This is a genomic window from Komagataeibacter saccharivorans (assembly GCF_003207825.1).
In the GTDB taxonomy this organism is placed as follows: Bacteria; Pseudomonadota; Alphaproteobacteria; order Acetobacterales; family Acetobacteraceae; genus Komagataeibacter; species Komagataeibacter saccharivorans.
The window spans coordinates 1-12,909 of record NZ_NKTY01000014.1; the positions used below are offsets into that span (position 1 = coordinate 1).

The 12,909-nt window shown below is 58.8% G+C and carries 7 protein-coding genes; 3 read left to right on the forward strand and 4 right to left on the reverse strand.

Features of this window, described 5'->3' with window-relative positions:
• Positions 1 to 73 precede the first annotated feature (73 nt).
• The 4 genes from CFR79_RS09310 to CFR79_RS09325 all read right to left on the reverse strand — a co-directional run bounded on the left by CFR79_RS09310 (position 74) and on the right by CFR79_RS09325 (position 6,852).
• A complete protein-coding gene (locus CFR79_RS09310; protein WP_110547731.1) occupies positions 74 to 1,309 on the reverse strand; it encodes a haloacid dehalogenase-like hydrolase in 1,236 nt (411 codons plus the stop codon).
• Positions 1,306 to 3,330, reverse strand: coding sequence for a phosphocholine-specific phospholipase C (locus CFR79_RS09315; RefSeq protein ID WP_110547767.1), 2,025 nt, complete (start codon positions 3,328 to 3,330; stop codon positions 1,306 to 1,308). The genes CFR79_RS09310 and CFR79_RS09315 overlap by 4 nt, the downstream gene beginning before the upstream one ends.
• Before the next feature lie 50 nt (positions 3,331 to 3,380).
• The gene (locus tag CFR79_RS09320; RefSeq protein ID WP_408884567.1) at positions 3,381 to 5,726 is read right to left on the reverse strand and encodes a TonB-dependent receptor; all 2,346 of its coding nucleotides are present in this window, start codon (positions 5,724 to 5,726) and stop codon (positions 3,381 to 3,383) included.
• A gap of 790 nt (positions 5,727 to 6,516) precedes the next feature.
• Positions 6,517 to 6,852: a hypothetical protein gene (locus CFR79_RS09325; RefSeq protein WP_258373502.1), complete on the reverse strand. Its 336-nt coding sequence runs from the start codon at positions 6,850 to 6,852 to the stop codon at positions 6,517 to 6,519.
• A gap of 284 nt (positions 6,853 to 7,136) precedes the next feature.
• Here CFR79_RS09325 and CFR79_RS09330 point away from each other — a divergent pair, with 284 nt between their 5' ends.
• Genes CFR79_RS09330 through CFR79_RS09340 form a run of 3 tightly spaced genes read left to right on the forward strand, consistent with a single transcriptional unit; the run spans position 7,137 to position 12,857 of the window.
• Complete coding sequence (locus CFR79_RS09330; protein WP_110547733.1) at positions 7,137 to 8,357, forward strand: efflux RND transporter periplasmic adaptor subunit; 1,221 nt, start codon at positions 7,137 to 7,139, stop codon at positions 8,355 to 8,357.
• Entirely contained in the window at positions 8,335 to 11,439 is a 3,105-nt protein-coding gene (locus CFR79_RS09335) for an efflux RND transporter permease subunit (RefSeq protein ID WP_110547734.1), read from the forward strand. The genes CFR79_RS09330 and CFR79_RS09335 overlap by 23 nt, the downstream gene beginning before the upstream one ends.
• Positions 11,436 to 12,857, forward strand: coding sequence for an efflux transporter outer membrane subunit (locus CFR79_RS09340; protein WP_110547735.1), 1,422 nt, complete (start codon positions 11,436 to 11,438; stop codon positions 12,855 to 12,857). Before CFR79_RS09335 ends, CFR79_RS09340 begins: the two co-directional genes overlap by 4 nt.
• Positions 12,858 to 12,909: the final 52 nt, after the last annotated feature.

Here is a 12,909-nt window from a genome sequence, read left to right on the forward strand (position 1 = left end):
TATCGCCACACGATATGACAAGACAAGAAAATCATTTCTCGCCTTTCTTAACCTCGCAGCCGTAAAATTGTGGCTACCGTCTTTTGTCAACAGAACCTAAGGGAATACTCTGTTCTGATGGTCGCCATTCGCCGGTATTTTCATCGCGGCCCTGCAGGACAAAGCGTGGTTGGGGGGCGGATAGCTGTGCTGTAGCCAGACTTGCTATAGTACCAATTGGACCGGAAGACAGCCGGTTGACCACCAGACCAAGGCGGGTGTCCGGAAATTCGGTCAGCATGGCGTAATCTCCGTCACTATCCCCACACACCAGTAAAGGTCCATAGCCTCGCGGCCCTGCCAGTGCCTGACGTATGGCGCGCACTTTGCCTGCGCGATAGGTTACGGGCCAATGCGGCGCGGCATCAAGTCCCAGCCTGCCACTAGACCAGTCCATACGAACGCCAAGGACATTCTGGCGGGGCAGGTCGTAACCATAATCGGGATCTGTGGCGAACACGGCCACGACGTCTTCCAGTGATGCGGAACAGACATGGACGTCAATACCTGCCTGACGCAGTACCCATTGCAGGTCCGCGATCTCCGGGGTCAGGCGCAGTCCGGTCTGGATGGGGCGCGCAACAATGCCCGCCTGCCCGGAACGGGTGGCCGGAGTGATCCATGTTTCCTGTCCCATGCCCTGCGCCAGATGCCATCTGTTGGACGCCCTGGCCAGCGCCGCCAGTCCGACTGCATCATGACCGGCCAGCAGGCGGATGATCCAGCGGCAGGCTACGTCCCCATTGCATGTGGCGTTGATGGCATCATAGGCAAATACCAGCTTGGCACGCAGGCTGAGCAGTACCGGGTCCGTTGGTGCCGGGGGCATGGACCGGGCAGACAGAAGGGCATAATCCGCGCACAGATCGGCATGAAGGTCCTTGAAGCGGACATTTTGTCCACATACGGTCCGAAAAGGACCTGTAAACGTATGTGCAGGTACGTCACGCGCCGTTGCCTGGGCAAAAGTTTCGGCTGACATCGCGAATGCAAAATGGTTGGCCGTATAATGCAGCAGGCTTTCCTCGCAATCGCCTGCGATACAGGTATTGTCCCAGTCGAATACGGCATACGGGCGTCGGGCAGGGTTATAGCTGGCGCTGGCGCTGCCGTATGTGGCGATCAGGCGTTCGATCACGCGGCGCGTGCGGGGCGCCCATTTCAGCGGTGCCAGCACCGGGGCGCATCCTTCAGCCCATGCAGGCAGGGATGGGCTGATGCCAGCCGCGATACTGGCGGCCAGCACGTTGCGGCGGGTCAGGACTGTCATGCGCCGGTCCGGCCCATATGGGGATCCGTACGGCTTGGCCTGCCATTTTCGATATGTCCCGCCAGTTGGATCAGGCGGTGCGGGTGATGCGGGTCCTGAATGGTCAGATCATACCAGTGGTCGGATACAGCGATCGGCCATATGGTGTCGGTTGTCGCATCGGGGGGCAGTTCAGTTTCGTGCGTGGTATGGGTATAGGCGTTCTCAATCCGGATAGTGCGGGATGCATGGTCATGGTTATGCAGCGACAGCACCGCCACGTCACGGGCGGGGTCGTAACGCAGGGTCACGTCCGGCAGACCCTTGCCCAGAAACTGGCGGAAAAAACCGTTGGGTCCATGAACGGTTACGGGCAGGCTGTCATGGGCTGTGACTGGTAGGGTCATATCGGACCCGGCGCCCAGCGTATAATGGCGTGTCACCTTGCCATCACGGATACGCAGTACCGCCCCCTGGCTGCCTTCATTCGCAATATGGAGGTGTCTCGGTGCCATCAGGTTCACATGCAGCCGGTAGGGCAGGGCGCGGGCCGGGCGTTGGCCGGGTTCCTGCTGCGGCAGGGACTGCCGGGCGGGAATGGTGGGCTTGGGCAGCATGCATGACTGACGTGTTTCCGCCAGATAGGTATCCGTCCGCGGCAGGTGTGCGGTCCACCGGCGATCTGTTTGCGCGAAGTCGAAAATGGAGGTCATGTCCCCGCATACGGCCCGTCGCCATGGGGTGATGTTGGGAACCTCTACACCAAAACGCGCTTCAAGAAAGCGCAGGACGGACGTATGGTCGAATACCTGTGAATTGACCCATCCGCCCTTGGTCCATGGTGAAATTACGATCGCAGGCACGCGTGGCCCCAGTCCTACCGGGACGGTGTGATAGGATTCCCCCGTGGTCGCGACCGTACTGCCGCCATACCGTGGGTCAGGTGCGGGGACCGGCGGGGGAACGTGGTCAAAGAAACCATCATTTTCGTCATAATTCAGGATAAAAACCGTTTTGGCCCAGACATCGGGATGACGCACAAAGACATCCATCAACTGGGAAATCAGGTGTTCACCGTAACCGGGCGGGGCGTCAGGATGTTCCGACAGGGCGGCTGGTGGCACGATCCATGAAACCTGCGGCAGCCTGCCGTGCGCGACATCATCTTCAAAGGCGGCGACAAGGTAGCGGCCTTCGGTATCATGCATGTTGGTGGCAGTTGATCCCGGCACGATCATGCGGGCGCGCTGGTATTCCCATGACCGGGGATCAAGGTTGCGGAATTGTGCAAAGGACGCCAGCGGGTTGTCGCCAAAATTGTCGTATTCCTGATAAACGCGCCACGATATGCCCGCCGCCTGCAGTTTTTCGGGATAGGTGGTCCAGCGGAATGGTTGAAAATCGGCCCGGTCATGCGCCATGTCCGCCGACCAGTTGCCATCATCGACATTCTGTATGGCCTGTAATCCGTCATTGCCGACCGCCAGTCCGTTCGTGCCGGTGAAAAGGAACAGACGGTTGGGATTGGTCGGCCCGAAAATGGAGGCATGATAGGCATCACATACCGTAAAGGCATCGGCCAGCGCGTAATAATACGGGATTTCCGCACGGGTGAAATGGCCCATGGTCATGGCCGTCTTGTGTGGCACCCATGTATTCCAGTCATTCCATGCCGTCTGTGTGTCCTTCCAGCTATGATCAAGGCTGGCGAGGCAGGCGCTGGAGGTATGTGCGGTGTTGAACAGGAAGGGCATGACATGGCCGCCCTTCCCATCCGGTTGTGCAAAGACGCTGCTGCCGTCAGGCAATTTTTCAGCGCGGGAATCACCATATCCCCGCACGCCCTGCAGGCAGCCGAAGTAGTGATCGAATGACCGGTTTTCCTGCATCAGGATAACTACATGCTCCACGTCCTGTATCGTGCCGGTCACCCGGTTGGGGGCGACCGCCAGTGCCCGTTTCAGGTTTTCCGGCAGTGCCGCCCCGATGGCGGCGGCAGCGCCAAATTTCAGGAACTGACGGCGATTGGCGATATCGGACATGGTGTGGTCATCCATAGGCTGCAGGAGGATTGAAGGCCAGCGTGCCGCAATCAGAAAAAGTGCTTGCGCAGGGTAAAGAACACCATGCGCGGCGCACCGGCCTGCAACGTCTGCAGGCTGCCCGTGGGGTCGCTGACAGCAAAGCCCGTGCTGCCGACTGTTGCAACGTAGCGTTTGTCGAACAGGTTGGTCACGTTGATCTGTGCATCCAGACCATGCAGCGCCCAGTTATGGCTGTGGAAGCGGTAGCCGACATTCAGGTTGAAGATGTCGTTCGGCTTGATCCACTGGTCATTGGTGTAGGTATAGGTCCGGCGGCCCTGATACTGCATGCCGATATTACCCCAGATCGTACCATCATCATAACTGATCTGGACGTTGGCCAGGTTACGCGGCATGCCAACCACGCTCTTGCCACGGGTGGCGTAGGTTATGCCGCCAGTCGTCAGGTTGTCGTCATACACGGACTGGTTGTAGGCATAGGACGCATACAGCGACCAGTTATCCGTAAAGCGATAGTTGAAAGCCGTATCAATACCACGCGCGGTCACGCCGCCGACATTGGTCAGGATGCTGGCATAGCCCTGAACGTTCGTGCCGCTGGATACGGGTGAGATGGATGCCAGACGGTCCTCGAATTCGATATAGTAACCGGTAATGGACGCCTGAATGCGCCGGTTGTGGAAGCGGTAGCCGATTTCCTCGCTGTAGGACATTTCCGGGTGCAGCGTTTTCTTGGATGCGGCGTAGGCGGCGGATGTCATTGCAAACGGGCTGGTGGCACCCGTGGTCGAGTTGTCAAAGGCGGCCATGTTCCGGGCAAAGTCGGCAAATATTTCATTATGGCGGTTGATGCGGTAATTGGCGCCAAGCTGCGGCAGGAAGCCGTTGGCCGAAGTAATGGAACCCGATGCATATGTATTGGCCACCGGTGTACCCATGTAGTTGCCTTCGAGCTGGCGGCCCCGATTATCAACAACCAGCGACTTGAAACCGTAATTCAGTTTCAGGGCCGGGGTGATCTGCCATGTATCCTGAATATGGAACTGGTAGGTCTTGGTGTTGAAGGCGCTCTGCCATTGGGTTTCGAACGGGTTGTTGCGGAACCAGTGGACGGAACTGCCGGTATATTTGTCCGCGCTGAGCGGATAGAAGCGACGTGCCTGCTCAAAATCGTTGTTTTCAAACCAGAAGCCGCCTTCGATCGTATGGTGACCGAGCTCGTAGGACAGGCTGCCTATAAAACCTTCACGATGGATGTCATATTCCGTGGTACGGACGGAGAGTGGCGATCCGCCAAGGGATGCAGGCGTTGCCGTATACGGCGTGGCGTAAATGCCTTCACCCGTATTGGTATGGCCGTAAACAGTGGCGAAGCCCTTGAGGTGGTCAGTCAGATGGAAATCGAACTTGCCATATCCCAGCACGTCCTGACGGAGGCCGGCGGAGTTGTAATAGGACTGGTCCTGATTGGCGATGCCCGCAGGGAAGGGTTTGCCAGTCTGGTAAGCTGTCGCGATCTGCTTGGCCAGGCCATAGTTGTTGGTAATGTTATCGACGTTATAGCCCTTGGTCTGGATCATCTGCAGCGAGAGATCCTGATAATCATTTTCCGCGCGCTGGCTGTAATCACCGAACAGGGTCAGCTTGACCTTGTCACCCAGCGGCTGGATGAACTTGGCATTGGCCTGCTGCTGCTGCTGGATGCCATCGCCCTTCCACTTGTTGGCATCCTGATAGTCGTAGGAAACATACAGCCGCCCGCCACCAGGCAGGGTGCCGGAATTGATGCGCCCGAAAGTGCGCCACGTGCCATATGATCCGACAGTACCTGCGACATCGACGCCAAATTTCTTGCTTGGGTCGATGGATGTGAATTCCAGCGCGCCACCAAGGTCATTGGATGCCGCGACACCGACCGAACCCGCGCCCTGCGCCAGGCTGGCGGGACCGTTGTTTTCGGTCTGCAGCGCACGACCGATGGAAAGGCCGTTATCATTACCATAGGCAAGGTTGCCCAGCGGGATGCCATCCATGGTAAAGCCAAGGCGGCTCTGGTCAAACCCGCGGATGATGATCTGCTGCGACCATTCGTAAGATCCCAGCGGATCGGAAGAGGTAAACATGACGCCGGGCAGCTTGGACAGGGTCTTGAGCGGACTGGTGCCAGGCGCAACTTCCTGCAGCGCGCGGTGGGACAGGGACTGTGTTTCACGCGCGGCACCCGCGCCCATGACGATGATTGATTCCGCCTTGGTGGCGGTAACGGAATCCGCGCTGGCATTTGTCGTGATCTTGCCCGCGGAGATTTTGCCACGATGGTCCGTCTGCTTGGTTGCGGGCTGCTTCTGTGCCGCGTCGGCTGCATGGGCGTTATGGAAGAACAAAGAACTCATGCATGTTGTGAGAAGAAGAAACGTGTTCTTTTTCATGCAGCGTGATCCCTCATGACAAGGCCCCGATTGGTGGTGGTTGAATGACGCGGCACACCCTATGTTTGGGGTTTCATGGTGTCTCGTGATGTTTTTATGAAACTATGATTTCAGTATTATTAAATCTGTATATTGGTCATCTGTGAAAATAAATTAGTACTTGTGAAGTTATTTTTACGTGACCCGTTGATATTTACTGCGCTGACTTCATAAATAAATATCGATAATATTTCAAATTATTCATAGCGTATGTAAAAAATAATAGTGTCTTCATTTGTTTATACAATGTAGTTATCTAGATAATACGTTCGCGTATAGGGGATCTATGTTTCTGAAAACGGGCGTTTCATGATGGACATAGACTGTCCACGTATGATGAATTCAGAATGTGATATCATCCAGATGCGAAGCATATATTCATAATCCCCTTAATATATAAGTAAAATATTGAAACGATATGGGTATGAATTAACGAGATTCGTCCTGTTTTCAGATATTGATATAAGATGCGGGAACATACCGTTGTTTTTATGACACAGGGACGGATGTTATCGTAATGGCGGCACATACAGACCACATCCGTAGTGACGCTACTGCCGATATCATCTGTGCATAGCATGCGCGCACTCAGTTTTCTGGTGGTTATGTCCCGACGTAGCACAGTGGTTCTTCCTCCCTGATGTGCTTCATCACCGATTTTTCCGATCAGGCTGATATTCTGCCGGTGGCGCTACGGTTGGCTTTGCCACAGTTTTCAAAACCGGATTATGGCATGCCGCCGATCCAGCCTGAAACAGCACATGCCGGAGAGAACTTCGCCCCATGAAATGATATGTTCACCACGTATCGCATCGCTATCGTGAAATACTGGTGCAAGTCCGGTCATGGCCGCAGCTTCGGTCGCTACCATACTGCTGAGTTCTGGCTTTTCTGCGCGAAACATGGCGACTGATACCGGGCCGATAGCAGGGATGGAACGGACAAGCCCTGCTTTGGCACAGAGTTCTGCTGCCTCTGCGATGACGTCTTCAATTCGTCGTTCAAGCGCGCGGATCTGGCTTTCAGGAAACGCTTTAAGACTGTTGTCCATATCCTTCACCCGCAACCACATCACTGTCGACGAGACCGGGTTTGTGGACGGTCATTGTTCCGATAACTCCCATAAGCTTTCCGGGGAAACGGCCCGGTTGGACACCAGCCAGACGATATTGTCGTGCGATGTAAGAGATCATTGCCTGTTCCTGTTATCAGCACACTTGCCGCCGGGGATGGTGACTGAACGTCGTTGCAATACGATACGGTCTCGTCTATGTGGGCCATAACGGCTGCGTTCTGCCGCCGGGTTCCGGAAATGACTGAAGGTGGTCGGTATCCATGCAAACCAGACATACTGGCAGTGAGGGCGTGGGCTATGTGCAGCCGCCATCCTTTCTGACCACCATTTTTCATCCGGTCCCGCACAGTAAAGACAGCGCTCCCTCGGGCCAGCGCTCCACGCCCGCCGTAAAAAAAACAGGTAGCGCTTCGGGCCTGATCCTGCTCTGCCTGCTGCTGTTGCTCTCCGCCTGCCATAAAAAGGCAGTAGTGGAGGAAGTCCGGCCTGTCCGTTCCGTCATTGTCGAACCTGCGCCCGATGCAAATGGGGAGGTTGTAACAGGACAGGTCGCGGCCCACCGCTCCATCAATCTTGCTTTCCGTCTGCCCGGCAAGGTCGTGGAACGCACGGTATTGGCAGGCAGCGTCGTGCATGCGGGGGATTTGCTGGCACGGCTGGATGATGCAGTGCCACAGCAGACGTTGCGCACCGCGCTGGCCGAAAATGCTACGGCACGGGCGGCGCTGGAACAGGCTGCACCCCTGAAACAGCGCGCTACGGCCCTGCTGCCGGAGCAGGCCATTTCGCGCAATGATTATGATGATGCGGTTCGTCGATACAAAACCGCGCAGGATCAGGTGCAGGCCACGCAGGCACAGGTACGTGTGGCGCAGGAACAGCTTGGCTATACCCGCCTTGTAACTGCTGAGGACGGCATCGTGACCGACCGGCTGGTAGAAGCGGGGGAGGTAGTTGCCGCGGGCCAGCCGGTGCTGCGCATGGCGGCCAATGACGGGCTGGACGCACAGTTCGACATGCCCGAGGCCCTCGCGCAGTCCCGTCTGACCGTGGGCATGACGATGAAGGTATGTCTGGACGCGGCACCCGTGATCTGCGCGCCCGCCGCAATCTACGAAATCGCACCCGATACCGATCCACTGACCCGCACCTATCATACAAAAGCGCTGCTGCATGCCACGCGGGACATGATGCCGTTGGGGGCGGTGGTGACGGGGCATCTGTCCATGCCATCAGCGCCAACCGTTCATCTGCCACCTGCCGCCCTGACGACACAGGATGGCAGACCTGCCGTATGGATCATTGCCCCTGACACGCTGCGCGTATCCCAGCGCCCCGTCACCATCGCACGCTACGGCACCGATGACGTGGTGATCGCATCCGGCCTGAATGCCGGGGAGCGGGTGGTGACAGCAGGCGTGCAGGCGCTGTATCCGCAAGAAAAGGTCAGCCTGCTGGATGAAGCCGATGTCCGCCCCTGAGCCACGCCCGCCGGGGGGCATAAACCTGTCTGACTGGTCCATCCACCATCGTGCGCTGGTCCTGTTCTTCATGATCCTGATCGGTGTTGCGGGCATCCAGTCCTACTTCAGACTGGGCCGGAATGAAGACCCGCCCTTTACCGTCAAGACCATGGTGGTGGAGGCGTTCCTGCCCGGTGCGTCGGTGGAGGAAACCACCCATCAGCTAACAGAACGCATCGAAAAGAAGCTGCAGGAAACGCCCGACCTCGATTACGTCAAGAGCTATACGCTGGCGGGCAAGACCACGATTTTTGTCAACCTGCTGTCGGGCGCGCCCAAGGCCGAAGTGCCCGATATCTGGTATCAGGTGCGCAAGAAGGTGGGTGATATCAGGGCCCAGTTGCCACAGGGCACGGTCGGCCCGTTCTTCGATGACGAGTTCGGCGATACCTACGGCATCATCTACGGCTTTACCGCCGACGGGTTTTCCCATCGTGACCTGCGCGACTATGTCGAGACGGTGCGCGACGAATTGCTGCATGTGCCTGATGTCGCCAAGATCGACACGCTGGGCGCGCAGGATGAGAAGATCTACGTCGATTTCTCTACCCACCACCTGGCCCGGCTGGGCATAAACGGGGCGACGATCGCAGCCGCCCTGCTGGCGCAGAACGCCACGGTGCCATCCGGCGTCATTGATACCGGGCGCGAGCAGATACAGGTCCAGCCGACCGGGCAGTTCGGGTCGGTGGCGGATATTGCCAACGTTACGGTCTATGCGGGCAACCGCAAGGTCCGGCTGGGCGACATTGCCACCATCACCCGCACCTATTCCGATCCGCCGCAGACCATGTTCCGTGTCGGCGGGCATGATGCGATCGGGCTGGCCCTGTCCATGCGCAGCGGTGGCAACGTGCTGGAACTGGAAAAGAACATCACGGCCAAAATGGCCGAACTGCACGCCCGCATGCCCATTGGCATCGAGGCGCATCTGGTCGCCAACCAGCCCAAGGTCGTGCATGACGCCGTAGGCGATTTTACCGAGGCGCTGTTTGAAGCCATCGTCATCGTGCTGGGCATCAGTTTCCTCAGCCTTGGCGCGCGCGCGGGCACGGTGGTGGCGTTCTGCATACCCTTCGTGCTGGCGGTGGTGTTCGTATGCATGAAGCTGTTCGGCATCGACCTGCAGCGCGTCTCGCTCGGCGCGCTGATCATTGCGCTGGGCCTGCTGGTCGATGACGCCATGATTACGGTGGAAAGCATGGTCAGCAAGCTGGAGGAAGGCTGGACCCTGACGCGGGCTGCGACCTATGCCTATGTCTCGACCGCGTTCCCCATGCTGACCGGAACTCTTGTGACCGTGGCGGGATTCATTCCGGTCGGGTTCGCGAAAAGTGTAGCGGGGGAATACACGTTCTCCCTGTTCGCCGTGGTAGGCATGGCGCTGATCGCATCATGGTTCGTGGCCGTGCTGGTGGCCCCGCTGGTGGGCGTGACCATTCTCAAACAGCGTCCGGCAGCAGCGCCCCATACCCCGCCAGAAGGGCGGCTGCTACGCGTATTCAGCCGGGCACTGCTGTTCACCATGCGCCGGCCGCGTGCGACCGTGCTGGCCAGCCTTGCGGCGCTGGTCGTGGCCATTGCGCTTTCTCCCTTGGTGCCCCGGCAGTTCTTCCCGGCATCCGACCGGCCGGAACTGCTGGTTGACCTTTCGCTGCGGCAGGGTGCATCGATCAGGGCGACTGCGGATGTGTCGCACCGTCTGGACGCCGTCCTGCGCAATGATCCCGATATCGATCACTGGAGTTCCTATATCGGGCGCGGGGCCGTGCGCTTCTACCTGTCGCTTAATGAGCAGCTTCCCAACGACTTTTTTACCCAGACCGTCATTGTCGCAAAAAGCGCCGCGGCGCGTGACCGGCTGCGCAGGCGGCTGGATGTGGCATTGAGCCGCGACATGCCCGATGTGGTGCATGGGCTGTTCCCGCTGGAACTCGGGCCGCCGGTGGGCTGGCCGGTACAGTACCGCGTCACGGGCCGCGACCCGGACCGGGTCTGGCATTACGCGCATGACGTGGCGAAGATCATGGCCGACAGCAACCAGTTGCACATGGTCAATTTCGACTGGGGTGATCCCGCGCGCAAGCTGAAGATCGACGTGCGGCAGGATGAGGCGCGTCGTCTGGGCCTGTCATCCGGCGCGATTGCGCTGGCCATCAATTCGGCAGTGACCGGGCTGACGGCGACACAGGTGCGCGACAGCATCTATCTGGTCGATGTCGTGCTGCGCGCCAACCATGCCCAGCGCCTGTCGATCGAGGACCTGCGCAACCTCGACATCCGCCTGCCCAATGACCAGACGGTGCCCTTGTCCACCGTGGCCAGCGTCTCCTACATCGAGGACTATCCCCTGATCTGGCGCCGTGACCGGCTGCCGACCCTGACCATACAGGCGCAACTCCGTGACGGGGTGCAGGCGGATACGGCCGTGGCAACGCTGGCCCCGAAAATCGCGGCCTTCAACGCGGGCCTGCCATCGGGCTACCATGTCGCGGTGGGCGGCACGGTGGAGGAAAGCGCCAGATCACAGAAATCCGTCATTGCCGTCGTGCCACTCATGATCCTGGTCATGCTGGGCGTGCTGATGATCCAGTTGCAGGACTTCAGGCGTCTTGCGCTGGTCATCAGTGTTGCCCCCTTCGGCCTGATCGGGGTGGTGGGTGCCCTGTTCCTGACCCAGAACCCGATGGGGTTCATCGCCATGCTGGGGCTGGTGGCGCTGATTGGCATGATCATCCGTAATTCGGTCATTCTGGTGCACCAGATCCAGATCGAGAAGGATCTGGGGCAGTCCGAATGGGATGCGGTGATGAATGCCGCCAGGATACGCTTCCGCCCCATCATGCTGACTGCTGTGGCGGCCATCCTTGGCATGCTGCCCATTGCGTCCAGCGTGTTCTGGGGGCCGATGGCTGATGTCATCATGGGCGGCCTTGCCGTCGCCACGGTGCTGACGCTGATTTTCCTGCCTTCGCTGTACGTGCTGTGGTTCAGGGTAAAGGAAACGCCATCGCCGCAGGTTGAGGGAACCGCCCGATGAAATGCACCCCGATCCTCCTGCTCCCCGTGCTGCTGGCAGGCTGCGCGTGGCTGGCGCCGACCTATCACCGACCGCAGATGCCCATGCCCGATAAATGGGGCACGCAGCAGGCTGCTACCGTACCAGATGGCGGCGAATGGTGGCGCAGCTATGGTGACCCGGTTCTGGATGCGCTGGTGGCGGAAGCGCTGAAGAACAATGACGACCTTGCGCTGGCGGGTGCGAAACTTCAGCAGGCGCGGGCACAGTATAAATATGCCTTCGCCAACCAGTTGCCCTCCATTTCGGTTGCAGGATCAGACGCCTATGGCCGCCTGCACCTGCACGATGACCTGCCTGTCGCGCACAAGATGAGCAATCTTGGCTTCGTCGGCGGCATGCTGAATTATGAAGCGGATTTCTGGGGCAGGAATGCCAGCCTGAGCAAGGCGGCAAAGGCGGGGGTGAAGGCGGCAGGTTATGGTCACGCGGCGGCCCGACTGTCCATCGCCGCAGCTACCGTAAAGCTGTATTTCAGCCTGCGCGCGCTGGATCGGCAACGCGAGATCCTGCAACAGACCATCGAGACCCAGACGGCGCTCCTGGCGCTTGTGCAGCGCCAGCATGAAGTGGGCGCGGTGGACGCGCTGGTGGTGCAGAATGTAACCGAGCAGCGTGACGCCGCACAGGCTGCCCTGCCGGATGTGGAGGACCAGCGTGGCAAGGCGGAAAGCGCGCTGGCCGTCATGCTGGGCCGCTCGCCCCAGCAGATCATCGGGCAGATAATGGAGCGGGGCAGGGACATAGACGCGTTGGCAATCCCCATCCCCACACCGCCGGAAATCCCTTCCACCCTGCTCGAACGCAGGCCGGACATCGCCATGCATGAACAGACGCTGATCGCCAGCAACTTCAATATCGGCTTTGCGCGCGCGGCCTATTTCCCCACCATCTCGCTGGCCAGTCTGGCGGGGGTGAACAACATCGACATCGACAACCTGTATCGCGCCACCACGCGGTCATGGACGCTGGCGGCCTCCATGGCGGCGCCTGTGATGGATTTTGGCCGCACGTCCAGTGGCGTCAAACTGGCAAAAGCCGAGAAGAATGAGCAGGTTCTCCTGTATAAGCAGAGCATCCGCACCGCCTTCAGGGAGGTGCATGACGCCCTGCTGGAACAGAACAATGCCCATGAGCGCGAACAGGGCGATGGCGACAAGGAAACAGCCGCCGAAAAAACCGTTGAACTGACGCGGTTGCGGCTGGAACACGGCTATTCCAGCAGGCTGGATGTGCTTTCCGCACAGGTACTCGCGCAGCAGGCGGAACTGGCGCATACGACAGCACTCCTGTCCAGCCTTGATGCGTCGGTTGACATGTACAGGGCAATAGGGGGTGGATTTGATACCAGGGCCCCGCAGGACAGGAAACAGAAATAACAGCGGATAGGAGCCTGCCCACCAACCTGTAATAGATCAGGCGGCCCGGCTA

Bases quoted from the DNA above. Each gene is read 5' to 3' on its own strand.
- CFR79_RS09310 (WP_110547731.1), bottom strand. From the start codon at position 1,309: ATGACAGTCCTGACCCGCCGCAACGTGCTGGCCGCCAGTATCGCGGCT.
- CFR79_RS09315 (WP_110547767.1), bottom strand. From the start codon at position 3,330: ATGTCCGATATCGCCAATCGCCGTCAGTTCCTGAAATTTGGCGCTGCC.
- CFR79_RS09320 (WP_408884567.1), bottom strand. From the start codon at position 5,726: ATGAGTTCTTTGTTCTTCCATAACGCCCATGCAGCCGACGCGGCACAG.
- CFR79_RS09325 (WP_258373502.1), bottom strand. From the start codon at position 6,852: ATGGACAACAGTCTTAAAGCGTTTCCTGAAAGCCAGATCCGCGCGCTT.
- CFR79_RS09330 (WP_110547733.1), top strand. From the start codon at position 7,137: ATGCAAACCAGACATACTGGCAGTGAGGGCGTGGGCTATGTGCAGCCG.
- CFR79_RS09335 (WP_110547734.1), top strand. From the start codon at position 8,335: ATGAAGCCGATGTCCGCCCCTGAGCCACGCCCGCCGGGGGGCATAAAC.
- CFR79_RS09340 (WP_110547735.1), top strand. From the start codon at position 11,436: ATGAAATGCACCCCGATCCTCCTGCTCCCCGTGCTGCTGGCAGGCTGC.